15 protein-coding genes and 1 riboswitch are annotated in these 15638 nt (G+C 63.0%); of the genes, 11 read left to right on the forward strand and 4 right to left on the reverse strand.

Annotated elements, in window-relative coordinates:
• Positions 1-68 precede the first annotated feature (68 nt).
• From LFT43_RS18335 to LFT43_RS18360, 6 genes are all read left to right on the forward strand, one after another.
• Positions 69-857, forward strand: a complete 789-nt coding sequence (locus LFT43_RS18335; RefSeq protein WP_395799264.1) for an SDR family oxidoreductase — start codon at positions 69-71, stop codon at positions 855-857.
• 88 nt (positions 858-945) lie between these two features.
• Positions 946-2592, forward strand: a complete 1647-nt coding sequence (locus LFT43_RS18340) for a thiamine pyrophosphate-binding protein (RefSeq protein WP_395799266.1) — start codon at positions 946-948, stop codon at positions 2590-2592.
• Between the two features lie 17 nt (positions 2593-2609).
• Complete coding sequence (locus tag LFT43_RS18345) at positions 2610-3233, forward strand: alpha/beta fold hydrolase (RefSeq protein ID WP_395799268.1); 624 nt, start codon at positions 2610-2612, stop codon at positions 3231-3233.
• Positions 3226-3444 carry a recombinase-like helix-turn-helix domain-containing protein gene (locus LFT43_RS18350; RefSeq protein ID WP_395799270.1) on the forward strand — a complete coding sequence of 73 codons (219 nt, stop codon included), beginning with the start codon at positions 3226-3228 and terminating at the stop codon, positions 3442-3444. Before LFT43_RS18345 ends, LFT43_RS18350 begins: the two co-directional genes overlap by 8 nt.
• Before the next feature lie 3 nt (positions 3445-3447).
• On the forward strand, positions 3448-4536 hold the full coding sequence (locus tag LFT43_RS18355; RefSeq protein WP_395799272.1) for a Rieske 2Fe-2S domain-containing protein: 1089 nt from the start codon (positions 3448-3450) through the stop codon (positions 4534-4536).
• A 131-nt stretch (positions 4537-4667) separates the two neighbouring features.
• Positions 4668-5468, forward strand: a complete 801-nt coding sequence (locus LFT43_RS18360; protein WP_395799274.1) for an aspartate dehydrogenase domain-containing protein — start codon at positions 4668-4670, stop codon at positions 5466-5468.
• A 51-nt stretch (positions 5469-5519) separates the two neighbouring features.
• On the opposite strand, the gene LFT43_RS18365 is transcribed toward LFT43_RS18360, so the two are convergent.
• Positions 5520-6065, reverse strand: coding sequence for a MarR family winged helix-turn-helix transcriptional regulator (locus LFT43_RS18365; RefSeq protein ID WP_395799276.1), 546 nt, complete (start codon positions 6063-6065; stop codon positions 5520-5522).
• Between the two features lie 198 nt (positions 6066-6263).
• Here LFT43_RS18365 and LFT43_RS18370 point away from each other — a divergent pair, with 198 nt between their 5' ends.
• From LFT43_RS18370 to LFT43_RS18380, 3 genes are all read left to right on the forward strand, one after another.
• Positions 6264-6782 (forward strand): cupin domain-containing protein, encoded by a 519-nt coding sequence (locus LFT43_RS18370; protein WP_395799278.1) that lies wholly within the window; start codon positions 6264-6266, stop codon positions 6780-6782.
• Positions 6783-6968: 186 nt separating this feature from the next.
• A riboswitch (glycine riboswitch) is annotated at positions 6969-7067 on the forward strand.
• Positions 7068-7223: 156 nt separating this feature from the next.
• Positions 7224-8249: a lipoyl synthase gene (gene lipA, locus LFT43_RS18375; RefSeq protein ID WP_395799280.1), complete on the forward strand. Its 1026-nt coding sequence runs from the start codon at positions 7224-7226 to the stop codon at positions 8247-8249.
• 17 nt (positions 8250-8266) lie between these two features.
• Positions 8267-9079, forward strand: a complete 813-nt coding sequence (locus tag LFT43_RS18380) for a methylenetetrahydrofolate reductase (RefSeq protein ID WP_395799282.1) — start codon at positions 8267-8269, stop codon at positions 9077-9079.
• Between the two features lie 33 nt (positions 9080-9112).
• On the opposite strand, the gene LFT43_RS18385 is transcribed toward LFT43_RS18380, so the two are convergent.
• Together LFT43_RS18385 and LFT43_RS18390 are read right to left on the reverse strand one after the other, a co-directional pair.
• The gene (locus LFT43_RS18385) at positions 9113-9808 is read right to left on the reverse strand and encodes a zf-HC2 domain-containing protein (RefSeq protein ID WP_395799284.1); all 696 of its coding nucleotides are present in this window, start codon (positions 9806-9808) and stop codon (positions 9113-9115) included.
• Positions 9805-10305: a sigma-70 family RNA polymerase sigma factor gene (locus LFT43_RS18390; protein WP_395799286.1), complete on the reverse strand. Its 501-nt coding sequence runs from the start codon at positions 10303-10305 to the stop codon at positions 9805-9807. The genes LFT43_RS18385 and LFT43_RS18390 overlap by 4 nt, the downstream gene beginning before the upstream one ends.
• Before the next feature lie 155 nt (positions 10306-10460).
• Between LFT43_RS18390 and LFT43_RS18395 the strand changes: the two genes are divergently transcribed.
• Positions 10461-11003 carry a hypothetical protein gene (locus LFT43_RS18395; RefSeq protein WP_395799288.1) on the forward strand — a complete coding sequence of 181 codons (543 nt, stop codon included), beginning with the start codon at positions 10461-10463 and terminating at the stop codon, positions 11001-11003.
• 146 nt (positions 11004-11149) lie between these two features.
• On the opposite strand, the gene LFT43_RS18400 is transcribed toward LFT43_RS18395, so the two are convergent.
• Entirely contained in the window at positions 11150-11980 is an 831-nt protein-coding gene (locus LFT43_RS18400; RefSeq protein ID WP_395799290.1) for a hypothetical protein, read from the reverse strand.
• A 219-nt stretch (positions 11981-12199) separates the two neighbouring features.
• On the opposite strand from LFT43_RS18400, the gene LFT43_RS18405 reads away from it, so the two are divergent.
• Entirely contained in the window at positions 12200-15619 is a 3420-nt protein-coding gene (locus LFT43_RS18405; protein WP_395799292.1) for an SNF2-related protein, read from the forward strand.
• Positions 15620-15638: the final 19 nt, after the last annotated feature.

The following is a 15638-nucleotide window of genomic DNA, read 5'->3' on the forward strand; positions in this document are numbered from 1 at the left end:
CCCACATCCCACATCCCAAAACCACCCAACGATGCCGGGCTCCGGCTGATGATCAAGGAGACCACCAGATGGATCTGCAACTAAAAGACCGCACCGTCATTGTGACAGGAGCGAGTTCCGGCGTCGGCCTGGCTACCGCGCGTTACCTGCTCGCAGAAGGCGCAAAAGTAGCTGCTTGCGCCCGCGATGCCGGCCGCCTCGCGGCAGCTTTCGATCAGTGTATCTGGACCGACAAGAACTCCATCTACCTGGCTACCTGCGACGTCACGGACCGCAAGGCAACCGACGCATTTGTTGCAGGGACTTTGGAGAGCTTCGGGGCAGTTGACGGGCTGGTGTGCAATGCCGGCCGTTCCCTGATGGCCACGCTGGATGAGACGGCTGACGAACAGTTCCGCGACGAATTCGACCTCAAGATCTTCGGGATGTTGAACATAGTGCGCTCGGCACGGGCTGCCCTGGCGGCGTCACGGCACGGCTCGGTGGTCAACGTCAATGCCATCCTGTCCCGCCAGCCTGAGCTGCGCCTGGCTGCAACTTCAGCCGCGCGTGCCGGGTTGTTGAACCTGAGCCACTCACTGTCCGAGGACCTCGCCGCGGACGGCACCCGGGTCAACTCAGTGCTGCTCGGATTGATCGACACCGGCCAGTGGCGCCGGCGATTCGACCAGTCAGGCAGCGGGCAGGACTTCGCGGACTGGAGTGCCGAGATCACGAAAGACCGGGGGGTAAAACTGGGCCGCTTCGGCACGGCCGAAGAAGTAGCCTTCCACATTCTCACCCTTCTATCGCCGCTAAGCGGCTATACAACAGGAGCAACCATCGACGTCGGCGGCGGTGTTGGCCGCTATGTCTAAGGCGCCTGCCATCGGGCTCAGGCTGAATCGCCTGCCCAGCCTTGATCTACGAAAGAGATGAGACATATCCATGGAACAAGGAACGAAAATGCCCCAAAACCCTACCGGCGGTGACATCCTCGTCCGGGTCATGCGCAGGCACGGCATCGACACCGCTTTCGGTGTGATCAGCATCCACAATCTTCCCCTGATCGAGGCCGTGGACCGGGAACTGAACTTCGTCGCCGTCCGCCATGAAGCTGCGGCAGTGAATGCGGCAGACGCGTACGCGCGCGCTTCGGGCAAGTTCGGAGTGGCCCTGACCAGCACCGGCACAGGTGCCGGCAACGCCGCAGGGTCCATGGTGGAGGCGTTGACTGCAGGCAGCCGCGTACTACACATCACTGGCCAGATTGACAGTGAATTCCTCGGAAGCAATCGGGGAGTGATCCATGAGGTCCCCCGGCAGCTGCAGATGCTTCAGGCGGTATCGGGCTACGCACGGACCATTTTCAACGCCAAAGATGCCGAAGCGGACCTGGAGGAAGCTATTGCGCACCTGCTGTCCGTCCCGCACACTCCGTCCAGCCTGGAATGGCCCATTGACCTTCAGTACCTCGCCCTGCCGGAGGAACAGCGACCAGCGGACCCGCCCAGCCGGCCTGAAGTCTCCATCGACCATGAGGCTGTGGCCGAAGCCGTTGAACTGCTTTCGCAGGCCAAGAGGCCCCTCATCTGGGCAGGTGGTGGGGCTGTAGGTGCAGGTACGGCCCTGGCCGCACTGCTGCACCGCCTCGGCGCCGGGCTGCTGACCAGCAATTCAGGCAGAGGCGTCGTCCCCGAAGACCACGATCAGGTCATCGGAAACTTCGCAACCACACCCGAGGCCCTGGCACTTCTCGAAGACGCGGACGTGTTGCTGAGTGTTGGAACGCATTTCCGTTCCAACGAAACGAAGCACTACTCCATGGCACTGCCCGGCACGCACATCCAGCTTGACATTGATCCCGCCGCCATCGGCCGGGTCTACCCGGCTGATGTCGGTCTGGCGGGGGATTCCCTGATCCTGCTGGAACACATCGTCGGGAAACTCTCCGCCCCCGGCGTCGAAACGGGCTGGACCGAGCGGGTACGCGCCACGCGCCGCGACGTCCGTACCGCCCTGATCGAATACATCGGCGGGTATGCCGAGATCTGCGGAAGCCTTCGCCGGCGGCTTGACCGCGAATCAGTGATCGCCCGGGACGTGACGATCCCCTCCAGCCAATGGGGCAACCGCCTGCTCGAAATCTACTCACGGGAAACGAACATTTTCCCTCTCGGCGGCGGCATCGGTCAGGGACTTGCCATGGGCATCGGCGCCGCCTGCGCCCGGCCCGGGATCCCCACGGCGGTAATCGTCGGTGACGGCGGACTGGCGGTCCACCTCGGTGAGCTTGCCTCCCTAGGAGGTTCGGGTGCCTGGTGCGTAGTGCTGGTCTTCAACGACAGCGGCTACGGAGTCCTTCGGAACATGCAAAAGGCCAACGGCTTCGCCGAAGCCGGGGTGAACCTTTACACGCCGGACTTCGATCTGTTGGCCCAATCACTTCGCCTGCCGTTCTGGCGGGTCCGTGGTTCCGGACAGTTCGACCAGGCCCTGGCGGAAGCGCTGGCAGTTCGGGGACCGGCAGTTATTGAAATTGATGTCACGGCCCTGGACCCGGCCCCGGGAGCGTTTGTGCCGCCGGTGCATATCCCCAGCCGGAACCACTAGAGGGACGAAGAGGAAAAATGGCACCGACAGAACCACTGATTTTGGCCAGTCCACAAGCGGACCCAAGGCAGATCCGGCACCGGGTCGTCTGTCTTCACAACGGCACCGGAGCCGGGGAGTGGTACACACGGCAGGTGGCTGCCTACGATGCCCAAACCTGGGAAAACTTCGATGGCGCCTCTCTGGGCGCCACTGTCTCAGAAGACCAGCTTGAAGCGTGGGTCTCGGCTGCCGCGGCAGCGCTGCGGGACGGCGGGGTCACCCCGGTGCACCTAGTGGCCGCCGGCCGTGCCGTCTACGGCACGATCGTGCTCGCCGGCCGTTATCCCGAGCTGGTCAAAAGCATGATTCTTGGCGACCCGGAGGTTGACACCTCCACCGAGGGATATGCCCGTTCCCTCCAGCTCGTTCAGGCCCCATCGCTGGTTATCGCCGCCGCGCCGCAGGCAAACACCGACATTGCCGAGCCCCAGAGCATCGCCGGCGGCATCGACAATGGCGTCTTCGTCATCATCGAAAATACCGCCGTCCCCGCACACCGAACAAGGGCTGACTCTTTCAACGAGTGGGCCACATCATTCATGAACATCGCCGAAGGCCTGCACACCTTCGCCGAATCAGAGGAGGACTTCCGTGCCTGAACAGTACCTAGAACCGAATCAGGCCCGCACCCGGCCTGTGACTCCCTACGAGAAGAAACTCGCCGGGGCGCTCAGCGAGATCTTCGCGGGCAGCACAAAAGATCTGCCCGGAGTGGTTGCCGGTTTGAACGGCCTCGGTCTAAATGCTCCGGATGGCAGCCCGTGGGACGAAGCCCGTTTCCGCGCCGAAATGCGACGACTGGGAGAATAGGAAATGACAACTACAACACAAACCGAACGCCCCACCGGCGGCAAGGTCAAGAGAAGGAACGTCGTCGGCGTCCGCCACGAAGTCGATGCCAAGGAACTCGCGGCGATGGGCCTGCGGGACCGCTGGTACCCCATTTACCCCTCCCGCTTCGTCGGCGCTGGGGACATGGTCAAGGTCAAGCGCTTTGGCGTGGACTGGCTTCTGTTCCGCGACGCCACCGGACGTATTCGCATGCTCGAGGACCGCTGCCCCCACCGTAGTGCCCCCCTCTCGGTCGGTCAGCACCTCGGAGACCGCGTGGCCTGCAAATATCACGGAGTGCAGGTCGATGGAAACGGCACGGTAATTTCCGTTCCTGGTATGCCCGGATGTGCCCTCGAAGGCCGAACCGTCACAACGTCGCTACCAGTTGCGGAAGCAGCTGACACCATCTTTGCGTTCATGCCACTGACAACTGACTCCGAGGTAACGGAGTTCAAGCTGCCGGACCGCCTGGCCAATCCGGAAATTTCCTGGTTTTCGAACTTCGCGGAATGGAAGGGGCCCTGGCGTTTCTACATGGACAACGTCCTGGATCCGATGCACGGTGCTTTCCTTCACCGCGACTCACACTCAATGTTCGGCGGAGACACCAGCGCCCGGTTCCGCATCCGCGAAACCAACCGTGGCTTCTTCTTTGAGAAAACGGACCAGCGCGGCGTGAACTTCGACTGGGTCGAATATTGCCGCGAAGCAATGGACTACGTTGATCTGGAAATCCCCTATGCCGAGTCGGCAGGACCCGGCGGGACTTTCGGCATCGTCGGCATGGCCACTCCTATAGATGCAAACAACTCGGCAATTTTCCACTGGCGCACGCGCACCGTCTCCGACTGGGAGCGCGACGTCTGGCGGTTCATGTACAAGACGACCCTTGAAGAAAAACACTGGGCAGTCTTGGAACAGGACCGGGAAGTCCTCGAAGCACTCGCCGCCGACGCGGACAAAGACGAACACCTCTACCAGCACGATCTCGGCGTCGCACGGATCAGGCGCGTATACGAAGCCGATGCAGAAAGGCAGGCCGCCATCCTCAGGGGAGAAGGCCTGTAATGACGCCTCCGAAAGTCGGAATGTGATTGCAATCCGACTTTCGGAGGGGCACCAACCTCCTCGGCACTGTGCCTTATGAACCCTCCGTGCGAACGGAACGAACTGCCTACTCTCAAGACTTGAAGGACATTATGAAGTCAGCACGCACCTGCCGGGTCGGCGTTATCGGTTACGGCGCCATCGGAGTACCCGTCGTTGCTGGGATTACTGAGGGACGGGTCGCAGGGGCTGTCTTGGAAGGGGTCATCTCCCGGAGCCTGCCAAGGAGTGCTCCGGTGAAGCAGCTGGCCCTGACGGAGGCTCTGGAATGCTGCGACTTGCTGGTTGAATGTGCAGGTCAGGAGGCACTCGTTGAACACGCCGAGGTTGTCCTCCGGGCGGGTGTCGACCTGCTTGTGACGTCGGTTGGTGCCCTGGCGGATAGAGAATTCTCAAAGCAGCTCAACGCTGCCGGGCCTGGGCGGCTCTTCCTGACATCTGGCGCAGTTGGCGGCCTCGACCTTTTGTCCTCAGGCGCCCGTGGAGCAGGCTATGACAGGGTCACGATTACGACGACGAAACTGCCGGGCTCTCTTGTCCAACCCTGGATGAGCGAGGGTTTGGTTGAGGAAATACGCAATGCTCGTGGCCCACTGGACATTTATGAAGGATCGGCCGCTGAGGCCGCGCTGTTGTTCCCCAAGTCCCTCAACGCTGGCGCCGCAGTGGCCATCGCCGTCAACGACTGGGACGCTGTGACGGTCAAAGTAAGGGCAGACCCCGCAGCGGAACTGACCAGCCACGTCATCGAAGCTTCTGGAGACATGGGGGAATACCGATTCGAAATCCGCAACAAGCCTTCTAAGGGCAATCCGAGGACAAGCGGTGTAGTACCGTTCGCCGTTCTGCGATCTCTGGACTCCATTATCGGTGGCCGGGGTGGGCTGATATGAGTGCAGGAACCGCCTCGAAACTACAGCCTCCCCGCATCGGGCGGTAAGCGTCTAGGAGCCTTGGCCAACCGCTTCCATCGCATTTACATCAAATGCAACCACCGATGCTTCTGCCTTCTTAAGCAGCGCTGCGAGCTGATCGAGTTCCGCTGATGTCAGACCGCTCAACATCTGACGTTGCTTGTCTAAATGCTTTCCGAATGCCTCATCGATAACAGCCTTACCATGTGCAGTCAGCTGCGCGTAGACAACCCGACGGTCTTCGCGGGTCCGTACTCTCTCGATGAGGTTCTGCTCCTCCATCCTGTCCAGCCGAAAAGTAATACCACCGGTGGTGAGCATGGAGGAGGTCGCGAGCTCTCCGGCGGTCTTCCGGTGCGGCGGCCCGGAGCGGCGCAGGTTGGCCAGGACGTCGAAGGACGCAAGTGTCAGCCCGTACTCATCGAAGTAGGAACTTTCGACAGCGCGCACCTGATTGGCCAGCCGCAAGAGCCGCCCGAGGACGCCAATTGAGCTCGCATCCAAGTCCGGCCGTTCACGCAGCCAATCCGCCAGAATGCGGTCAATGGCGTCGGCTTCAGTTGTATCGTCAGGCATGGCCCTGTCCTTTGGATGTAGGTAATGCATCTAAACATTGAGCTTTTCAGCAATCAATTAACCCAGTCTAGTTCCACTCAAGGTCTTGTTACTTAGTTCAATCTACCTTAGTGTTGAGATAGTTAGAGCTGAGGGAGTTGCTTCTGAGCTCTGCTGCCAGTTTTTGGTTTACATCGCCCCAGTCCGAGAGGTTCAACAATGAGCGAAACCGTAAATGCACCGACAACAGATCTTGAAGAGCTCATCGATTCGTCTATCGCGTCCCGTGAGAGCCGTGTCGTTGACTTTGACACTTTGAAGTTCCAGACGAAAATGGGAGACAAATTCCGGCGTGGCCAGGTCCGCTACATCGGCTCCGGAGCTACCGGGGACCACTCGGACGATAACAACATCCTCCAGGCCGAGCACTTCACGTTCTCCAACATGGTCCTGCCGGCCGGGTGCGTAGGGCCGGAGCACACTCACCCTGACGTCGAAGAGGTGTTCTTTGTCCTCGAGGGACAGGTGGAGTTCAGCGTCCACGATGTCGAGGACGGCACAAAGACGGCCAGTCGTGTTTTGGGCTACCGCGATCTGATTCGTGTTCCTGCGGGCGTTCCCCGGAGCCTTCGCACCGTCAGCGAAGGTGATGCGCTGATCTGCGTAATCATCGGTGCGAAAAAGCCGGAGATTCCCTTCTACCCGCCGACCTCCGAGATGCACGGAGTCACTCGCTAGAAATGTTCTCCAAGAAGCGCGGGTACAAGCTAAAACTGTACCCGCGCTTCTCTGGTACAGCTCTGAGTTCTCAAACGGGCTCGACCTGACTGCTCAGCCAGTTCCGGTGAAACTGCCCACTCTTTGCGCGCCGTCAGGGCACCGGATATCATGTGAGACGTGTCACCGAAAGGCGGCACGTGCTTATGATCTGCGGCGGGAGAGCCCTGCCGGTACGTTTCAGCAGGCGCCGTAGGAGCAAATCCTCCCCAGGAATCTCTCAGGCCCATGTACCGCCGCGGCAAGGCAACTCTGGAAAGCAGCCCGGGCAACCGGACTCACCGACGGTGCAAGCGTCCGGCCGCGAAGGCGGGTGGCGCGGAAACTCTCAGGTCCAATACAGAGCGGGGAGGACCCGAATCATCGTGGTGCGTCCGCGCCACCTGAATTATGGAGTTCCTCATGACCCTGGCACCTGAAGGCCGTAAGCTGCTGCGCGTTGAACAGCGCAACAAAGCCGTCCCGGTCGAACGCAAGCCCGAGTGGATCAAGGCCAAGGTCCAGATGGGCCCGGAATTCGTGGGCCTGAAGAACCTCGTGAAAAAGGAAGGCCTGCACACCGTCTGTGAAGAGGCCGGCTGCCCGAACATCTTCGAGTGCTGGGAAGACAAGGAAGCAACCTTCCTGATCGGCGGCTCCGAATGCACCCGCCGCTGCGACTTCTGCCAGATCGACACCGGCAAACCCTCCCCCGTGGACCGGTTCGAACCCACCAAGGTGGCCCGCTCCGTCCAGGCCATGGCCCTGCGCTACGCCACCGTCACCGGCGTCGCCCGGGACGACCTCGCCGACGAGGGCGTCTGGCTCTACGCCGAAACCGTGCGCAAGATCCACGAACTGAACCCCGGCACCGGGGTGGAACTGCTCATCCCGGACTTCTCCGGCAAACCCGAACACATCGCCGCCATCTGCGACTCGAACCCGGAGGTGTTCGCGCACAACGTCGAGACCGTGCCCCGGATCTTCAAGCGCATCCGCCCCGCGTTCCGCTACGACCGCTCCCTGGACGTCATCACCCAGGGCCGGGACGCCGGCATGGTCACCAAGTCCAACCTGATCCTGGGCATGGGCGAAACCCGCGAGGAAATCTCCGAAGCCCTCGCCGACCTGCACGCCGCGGGCTGTGACCTGATCACCATCACCCAGTACCTGCGCCCCTCCGAACGGCACCTGCCCGTGGACCGCTGGGTCAAGCCCCAGGAATTCGTCGAGCTCGCCGCCGAAGCCGAGCAGATCGGCTTCCTCGGCGTCATGTCCGGACCCCTGGTCCGCTCCTCCTACCGCGCCGGACGCCTCTGGGCCACCGCGATGCGCAAAAAAGGCCGCGACATCCCCGCCCACCTGGCCCACATCGCCGACGGCATCCAGGACTCCGGCACCACCCGCCAGGAAGCCAGCACCCTCCTCGCACACCACGCGACGGCCTGATCCGTAAGGACCCCAGCATGTTCCCCACCCGGATTGAAATCATTCCCTCGGACGGAATCGTCGAGAAGGTCCAGGCCACGGTGCCCGTATCCACAACACTCACTGTTACCTGCTTGCCCCATCACGGCATCACTCGAACCATGGAGGCTTCCCTCAAGCTCAGCCTCCTCGGCTACAACGTGATTCCGCACCTGTCGGCACGCGGGCTGGAGGACCGGGGGCAGCTTTCCGGCATCCTCAGGGACTGCGAAGCCGCAGGTATCACCGAGGTTTTCGCCATTGGTGGAGACGGACCGCGGGGTGCTGGCCCTTACGAATCGTGCCTTCACCTCTTAGAGGACATCGCCGAATACTCCGGCGGCAGGATCTCCGCGGGCATCGCCGGCTACCCCGAAGGTCATCCTTCCGTGGGCGGGCTGGACCTCTTGGATGCCCTGTTGGCCAAACAGCATCTGGCCACGCACGTGGTCACGCAGATGTGCTTCTCCGCACCCAAGGTCCTTGATTACACAGCACTCCTGTGTCGCGAAGGCGTCGGACTGCCGGTGTGGGCCGGAGTGGCCGGGGCGGTTCCCCGGACCAAACTGCTGGCTCTGGCAACCCAGATCGGCGTCGGGACTTCCCTGAAGTTCCTCAGCAGCAAGGGAACTCTCGCCCGCCGGCTCCTGAGCGGCGACAAGTACTCACCGGAGAGCCTCGTCTCCGAACTCGTGGCGCACCCGGACAGCGTCGCGGGAATCCATCTCTACAGCTTCAATAGGCTGGACAGGCCCACGTGGGAGCCAATGAACCTGCCCGATCCGGACGTCAGCGAACCGGCGTCCGCCTAGCCGGCGGGCGGCCGTAACTGGTTCCGGGGACCCCTAGCTCCCCGGGACCGAAATCACCGCGACCGTCTTCTGGGCGTCGTCCCGCAGTTCCACGCCCGAGATCCCGGCGAGCTGGACCGGCGTCGCGCCCGTCACCTTGATGTGTCCGCTGGACGTCGCTGTCCAACCGCACGCCAGTTCCTCGTTGCCGTCGCGGCCCTTGACCCACAGGTACATGGTGCCTTGCAGCGGCATGCTGCGGCCTTCCAGCTGCAGCTCGGTGCCCCACGATTTCCTGACGAGCCCCACGGTGAGTTGCAGGCCGTTGTCCGTTTGCAGCGAGTAGCTGGCGTCAGGCTTGGGCGGCTGGTTCAACAGTGGCCCGGCCAGGACTCCCAGCCCGAGGCACGCAGCGGCCACGGCACCCACCAGAGCCGTCCACCGGCGTCGGGACTTCCGGCGTCGCGCTGCCATTTTCAGGAGGATCGGCTGCGGGAGCGTCTCTGAAAAAGCCCCCAAAAGTGAGCGAGCGTCGGAAGTGGACTCGACGGCGGGGCGCCCGGCGGCGAGCGCGACGGCGTCGGGCACGGGGACGGCGTCGAGAAGGGCCGGGAGGCTTTCGAGCTCGCCAAGCTCGCGCCTGCAATCGGCGCAGAATTCCAAGTGCTCTTCAAAGGCCCGGGCCTCGCCAGGCTCCAAGCCGCCAAGCAGGTAGGCGCCCAGCAATTGGTGAAGTCCTGTTTCGTTCACCGCTGCACCCCCATTTCGTCCAAAATCGTGCGAAGCGCCCTGACGGCGTAGAAGGCCCGGGATTTCACGGTTCCGCTGGGGATGTTGAGCCTCAACGCGGCCTCGTTCACCGTGAAACGTTCGTAATGCAGAGCTATCAGGACCTCCCGGTGCTCGGTGCTGAGCCGCAGGAGGGCTTCTTCCATGAGGACCCGGTTGAGGAGCTCGTCCACGCGTTCGGTGGCTTCCGCCGGATCCGCCAGGTCACGTTCGACGGCTTCGGCCGGGCGCCGTTGGGACTTCCGGTAGTTGTCGATGATGACGTTGCGGGCCGTTCTGAACAAGTAGCTGCGGAGGCTCCCGGTGATCTGCGGGGCGTGCTGCCACACGCGCAGGATGGTTTCCTGCACCACGTCCTCTGCCAAGTGCGCGTCTGGCATGCAGCTCAGCACGAAGCGGCGCAGGGCTGTGCCGTGGTCGCGGTAGATCGCGGCCACGACGTCTTCGTCGAGCGGCATCGGCGCCTCCTATTCTGCTGCGGCTTCCCCTTCTCCTGCGATACGACGTGCTCGCCACGAAAAGGGTTCAGCTCTTTGAACCATTCTTCACCCGGCGGCGTCTTACGGATTAGTTTCCGGCACGTCGACGGCCGGTCCAATCGAAGGAGCAATTCATGAAGAAGCAGCTCAGCACCGGTCTCGGCGTCCTTGCGCTGGCCATTGTCCTGAGTGCCTGCGGAGGCAGCCCGGGCACTTCTACAACTTCCTCAAGCCCGGCGAGTTCGGGCGCCGCAGCGCCGAGCCCGACGGCGACGAGTCCGGCACCGTCGTCGAGCGCTTCCGCCGAGGCTTATGACCTGGAGGTCGCAACGTCGAGCGCCGGCAAGATTGTGGTGGGCGCCAACGACAGGAGCGTTTACTTCTTCAGCAAGGACGTCAAGGATTCGGGCAAGAGTGCCTGCACCGGAGGCTGCGCCACTTCGTGGCCTGCCGTGACAACGACGTCGAGCAAGCCGGTGGTTGAGGACGTGACTGGAACCATCGGCACCATCCCCACGGCAGACGGCAAAATGCAGATCACCATCAACGGAATGCCCATTTACTACTTCGGGCAAGACAAGGCCGCCGGTGACATCAAGGGCCAGGGTGTGGGCGGTGTCTGGTCCTTGGTCAGCCCGTCCGGCTCCATGGTGACTGGAAGCGGCTCAAGCTACTGAAACCGTCGCCCACCTTTGCGCACCAAACAGCAAACGCTCCTTCAGATCTGTCCGGCGGGGCCGGCAGATCTGAAGGAGCGTTTGCGTTGGAAGGCTCAAAGGGGAGCGAGCGTTTGCCTCAAAAGCCCCAAAGGGGAGCGAGCGTTTTAGGCGTCTTCGAACTCGACGGCCGCGATGATTTCCTTCGTCTCCGGGTGGATCATGAAGGCTTCGTCGTCCTCTTCGATCATGACGTAGTTTCCGTGGTCCGTGGCGAAGTGCCAAGCAAGGATCGTCTCGCCGTCGTGCTCGTAGTTGGGATCGCCCATGGTGATCTTCTCCAGCTCGTAGCCGGCAACGTCGCACAGTTCACGGATGATGAGCTCGAATTCGGGGGCATTCTCGAGCTCGGCTTCGGCGGCCTCGGCCTGGCGCTCTTCGAGGTTCGGAATGAGAGCGACGCGCTCGGCGATGTGAGCCTTGAGCTGCTCCTCGTCCAGGTAGAGGACGCCATCCTGGCTGCGGAGCCACGCTGCGTTGAGTTCGATGATGTCCTCGGTCTCCAGGAGGGATTCGAATTCGCCGTCGAGGGCTTCGAGCTCGGCCACGGCTTCCGGTGCCTCCTCCGACTCGTCAAGGTCGCCGTCCAGGTAGGCCTCGGCGTCATCCTCGGACAGGGCGTCGAAAGCTGCCGCGGTGCGGTTGAACAGCTCAAGGTGGCCGGTGGCGCCCATGGCTTCGAGGCCTTCGCGGACAAACGTGTCCACGTCTTCGCGTTCCGGGACGGTGAATACGTACTGGGCGAAGCCGCCTGCCAGTGCCTGCGTCAGGTAGTAGTCCACAAAGTAGCTACGCAGCGCGTTGGTGGCGATTTCCTCGTGGTTGAGGAGCTCCTCGTACATCTCGTTGACCACCGTGACGTTCGCGTCCACAACGTCTGCGTTGGCGGCCTCGATGCTGTCCTTCGTCAGAATGACGGGGTTCTCAATGCTGGTCATGGGATTTCCTCACTGCTAGGAAGCTTGTGCTCTCCGGACCCTTTCAACGTACGCGGGGGCGGCAGCCGGGCAGGCTAGGCCGAGGTGAACGTCCGGCAAAGTTTCAGCGCCGCCCGTGGGCCCACGCCGCCCGGGTTCCCTGGCTGAGCGGAGCGAAGTCAGGGAGGAGGCGGGGACTAGGATTCATAGATAGCCTCCTGCCGAAAGTAGCCCCAAAGAATGCCTTCCCACTCAGACGACTCCTGGGAACTGGCGATTCAGACACCCGCCATTAACGACCGCTCCCTGGCGGCCGGCCTCGCCTATGCCATGGGAAGCCGTGTCAGCAGCATCACTTTCGACTCGGCAACGGGTCTGATGATGGGCAAGGTCCGGGGCAGTGGCCCATCAGCGTATTCGACGTCGGCCAAACTGGTCCGCAAGCCCGGCGGCTGGAGCTGCACCGTGGGGGTGTGCAGCTGTCCTGTCCGCAAAGACTGCAAACACGTGGCGGCCCTGCTCTTCGCTGCCGAGGACCATCCTGCCGTGCGGGCTCAGCTGCTCAGCGCCCCGGCATTCGGACAGACGGCCCAGGCCGGCGGAACCGTGCAGCGGCCGGCCTGGGAACAGGCCCTCAGCAAGCTCATCGCCACTCCGGGAACCGCCCCACAAGGCCAAGGCCTCCCCTTGGCGCTGGCGTTCGAGGTGGAAGAGCCAGCCCCGCACTTCTCCTACACAGGCCGGCGCGATCCTCTCCGAAGCGTGCGCCAGCTCAAGGCCCGCCCGGTGATGATGGGAGCCAAGGGCAAGTGGATCCGCGGCGACGTCTCCTGGACCAACTTGAACTACCTCGGCTACAAGCGCGAATTCAACGAAGCCCACATCGACTGGATGCAGAACTTCCTTGCCGCGCATTCCACCACGGACTACCGGCAGCTCACGTCCAGCATGTGGATGTTGCTCAACGAATTCGCCGGCAAGAACCTGTGGAGCCTGCTGGCCGAAGCCGCGAAAGTGGGGGTCGCGCTCATCCACTCCGGCGGGACTGAACCTGTCCGCATTGCTGGGGAGCCCGCCGTCGTCGGGCTTGACCTCAGCCGGCCCGACGACGGGCTGCAGCTGGCGCCATCGGTGACCTTGGGCGGGGACGCCCTTGATCCGGCGACCTTGGGCTTGATCGGCCGCCCGGCGCATGGCTTGTTCTTCACGGGCCCTGGCGAGGGGCATCTGCCCGGCGTTTCGGCCCCCGAGAACCTCATCACCTTGGCCCCGCTGGAGGGCGGCGAGTCGCAGGAACTGCTGGACTTCGTCATGGGCGCGTCCCGGCTCCAGATCCCGGCCAGGGACGAAGAGCGATTCCTCACGGCGTTCTATCCGAAGCTCAAGCAATCCACCCGGGTCACGGCGGCGGACCATTCCGTGGAGCTGCCGGTCCTCGCGGTGCCCACACTGTCCCTGTTGGCAAACTACGGCGCTGACCACCGGGTGCGGCTGCACTGGGAGTGGCACTACAAGGCCGGCAAGCTCGTGACGGCCCAGCCCCTCTGGCGACACCCGGACGATCACGGCTACCGCGACGACGCAGAGGAAGCGCGGATCCTGGAGACCTTGGGCCGGCCTTGGGACACGGTTGGCGCGCTGGGCGAATCCTCGAGCGGCGGATGGGGAGCCCCGCGGCTGGCCGCCTCGGTGGCGCTAGACGGGCTGGACACACTGGCCTTCACCGAAGAGGTACTGCCCCGGCTCCGGGAACTGCCCGACGTCGTCGTGGACACCTCCGGCGAGATCGCCGACTACCGCGAAGCCACCGAGGCTCCCGTTGTCTCCATTTCGACCAAGGCGACGGACAGCCGCGACTGGTTCGATCTCGGCATCGTCATCACGCTCGAGGGCGAACCGGTGTCCTTCGCCGCGGTGTTTTCCGCCCTCGCGGCCGGCCAGAGCCGCATGCTTCTGCCCAGCGGCGCCTACTTCTCGCTTGACCTGCCCGAGCTGCACCAACTCCGTGCTCTCATCGACGAAGCCAGGTCCTTGCAAGACAACCCGGACCGGCACGGCACCCTGCAGATCAGCCGCTTCCAGGCCGGGCTCTGGGATGAACTCGCGCAACTAGGGATTGTCGACGAGCAAGCGGCCGCATGGCGCGAGGCCGTGGGCGGATTGCTCGACGACGGCGTGACCGGGCTGCCGCTGCCCGGCTCGCTTGACGCTGAGCTCCGTCCCTACCAGCTGGAGGGCTTCAACTGGCTGAGTTTCCTGTACCGGCACAGCCTGGGTGGTGTCCTTGCCGACGACATGGGCCTCGGCAAGACCGTGCAGGCGATTGCCTTGATGTGCGCGGCGAAGGAGGCTGCATCTGCTTCCGGTGGGGTTGGCGGAAGCGCCAGCGGCGCAGGCGCGGGCGCGGCGGGTTCGGGCGGTGCTCCCTTCCTTGTGGTGGCCCCCACCAGCGTCGTGGGAAACTGGGCCGCCGAGGTGCAACGATTCGCGCCCGGGCTGAGCATGAAGACCATCGGCGAGACCTTCGCCAAGAGCGGCACGGATCCGCAGGAAGCCATGGCCGGAACCGACGTCGTCATCACCTCCTACGCGCTGTTCCGGATCGACTACGAGGCCTATGCCGCCAAGGCGTGGGCCGGGCTGATGCTCGACGAAGCCCAGTTCGTGAAGAACCACCAGTCCAAGGCCTACCAATGCGCCCGCAAACTCCCGGCATCGTTCAAGCTGGCCATCACGGGAACACCGCTCGAGAACAACCTCATGGAATTCTGGGCGCTCACTTCCATCGTGGCACCGGGGCTGTTCTCCAGCCCGCGCCGCTTCGCGGAGTACTACCAGAAGCCGGTCGAAAAGAACGGCGACAAAGCCCAGCTCGCCAAGCTCCGCCGTCGGGTCCGTCCGCTCATGATGCGCCGCACCAAAGAGCAGGTCATAAAGGACCTGCCGCCCAAGCAGGAGCAAGTCCTGGAAGTGGTTCTCAACCCGCGGCACCAAAAGGTGTACCAGACCCACTTGCAGCGTGAGCGGCAGAAGATCCTTGGGCTCATTGACGACGTCAACAAGAACCGCTTCACCATTTTCCAGTCGCTCACGCTGCTCCGGCAGTTGAGCCTGGACGTTTCCCTGGTGGATGAGTCCCTGTCCGCAGTGCGCTCGTCCAAGCTGGATGTGCTCTTCGAGCAGCTCGAGGACATCGTCGCCGAAGGGCACAGGGCGCTCATATTCAGCCAGTTCACGGGATTTTTGGGCAAGGTCCGCCAGCGTCTTGAGGGAGAGGGTACGGAGTTCTGCTATCTCGACGGCAGCACCCGGAACCGGGCCGACGTCGTCAGCGAATTCAAGAACGGCACGGCGCCCGTGTTCCTCATTTCCTTGAAGGCCGGAGGGTTCGGACTGAACCTGACAGAGGCCGACTACGTGTTCCTGCTGGATCCGTGGTGGAACCCGGCCTCTGAGGCACAAGCCGTGGACCGCACCCACAGGATCGGGCAGGCCAGGAACGTGATGGTCTACCGCCTGGTGGCAAAGGACACCATCGAGGAAAAGGTCATGGCCCTCAAGGCCAAGAAGTCACAGCTGTTCGCGGATGTCATGGAAGGCGATGCCCTTGCCGGCGGCGCTTTGACGGCAGAGGACCTCGCGGGGCTGTTCGCGGAGTAGGGCTTTCCCCCTGAGAAAT

Origin of the sequence: Arthrobacter sp. FW306-04-A (assembly GCF_044358315.1) — a bacterium.
Lineage (GTDB): Bacteria > Actinomycetota > Actinomycetes > Actinomycetales > Micrococcaceae > Arthrobacter.

Coding starts and splice junctions, on each gene's coding strand:
- LFT43_RS18335 (WP_395799264.1), top strand. CDS start 69: ATGGATCTGCAACTAAAAGACCGCACCGTCATTGTGACAGGAGCGAGT.
- LFT43_RS18340 (WP_395799266.1), top strand. CDS start 946: ATGCCCCAAAACCCTACCGGCGGTGACATCCTCGTCCGGGTCATGCGC.
- LFT43_RS18345 (WP_395799268.1), top strand. CDS start 2,610: ATGGCACCGACAGAACCACTGATTTTGGCCAGTCCACAAGCGGACCCA.
- LFT43_RS18355 (WP_395799272.1), top strand. CDS start 3,448: ATGACAACTACAACACAAACCGAACGCCCCACCGGCGGCAAGGTCAAG.
- LFT43_RS18360 (WP_395799274.1), top strand. CDS start 4,668: ATGAAGTCAGCACGCACCTGCCGGGTCGGCGTTATCGGTTACGGCGCC.
- LFT43_RS18365 (WP_395799276.1), bottom strand. CDS start 6,065: ATGCCTGACGATACAACTGAAGCCGACGCCATTGACCGCATTCTGGCG.
- LFT43_RS18370 (WP_395799278.1), top strand. CDS start 6,264: ATGAGCGAAACCGTAAATGCACCGACAACAGATCTTGAAGAGCTCATC.
- lipA (WP_395799280.1), top strand. CDS start 7,224: ATGACCCTGGCACCTGAAGGCCGTAAGCTGCTGCGCGTTGAACAGCGC.
- LFT43_RS18380 (WP_395799282.1), top strand. CDS start 8,267: ATGTTCCCCACCCGGATTGAAATCATTCCCTCGGACGGAATCGTCGAG.
- LFT43_RS18390 (WP_395799286.1), bottom strand. CDS start 10,305: ATGCCGCTCGACGAAGACGTCGTGGCCGCGATCTACCGCGACCACGGC.
- LFT43_RS18395 (WP_395799288.1), top strand. CDS start 10,461: ATGAAGAAGCAGCTCAGCACCGGTCTCGGCGTCCTTGCGCTGGCCATT.
- LFT43_RS18400 (WP_395799290.1), bottom strand. CDS start 11,980: ATGACCAGCATTGAGAACCCCGTCATTCTGACGAAGGACAGCATCGAG.
- LFT43_RS18405 (WP_395799292.1), top strand. CDS start 12,200: ATGCCTTCCCACTCAGACGACTCCTGGGAACTGGCGATTCAGACACCC.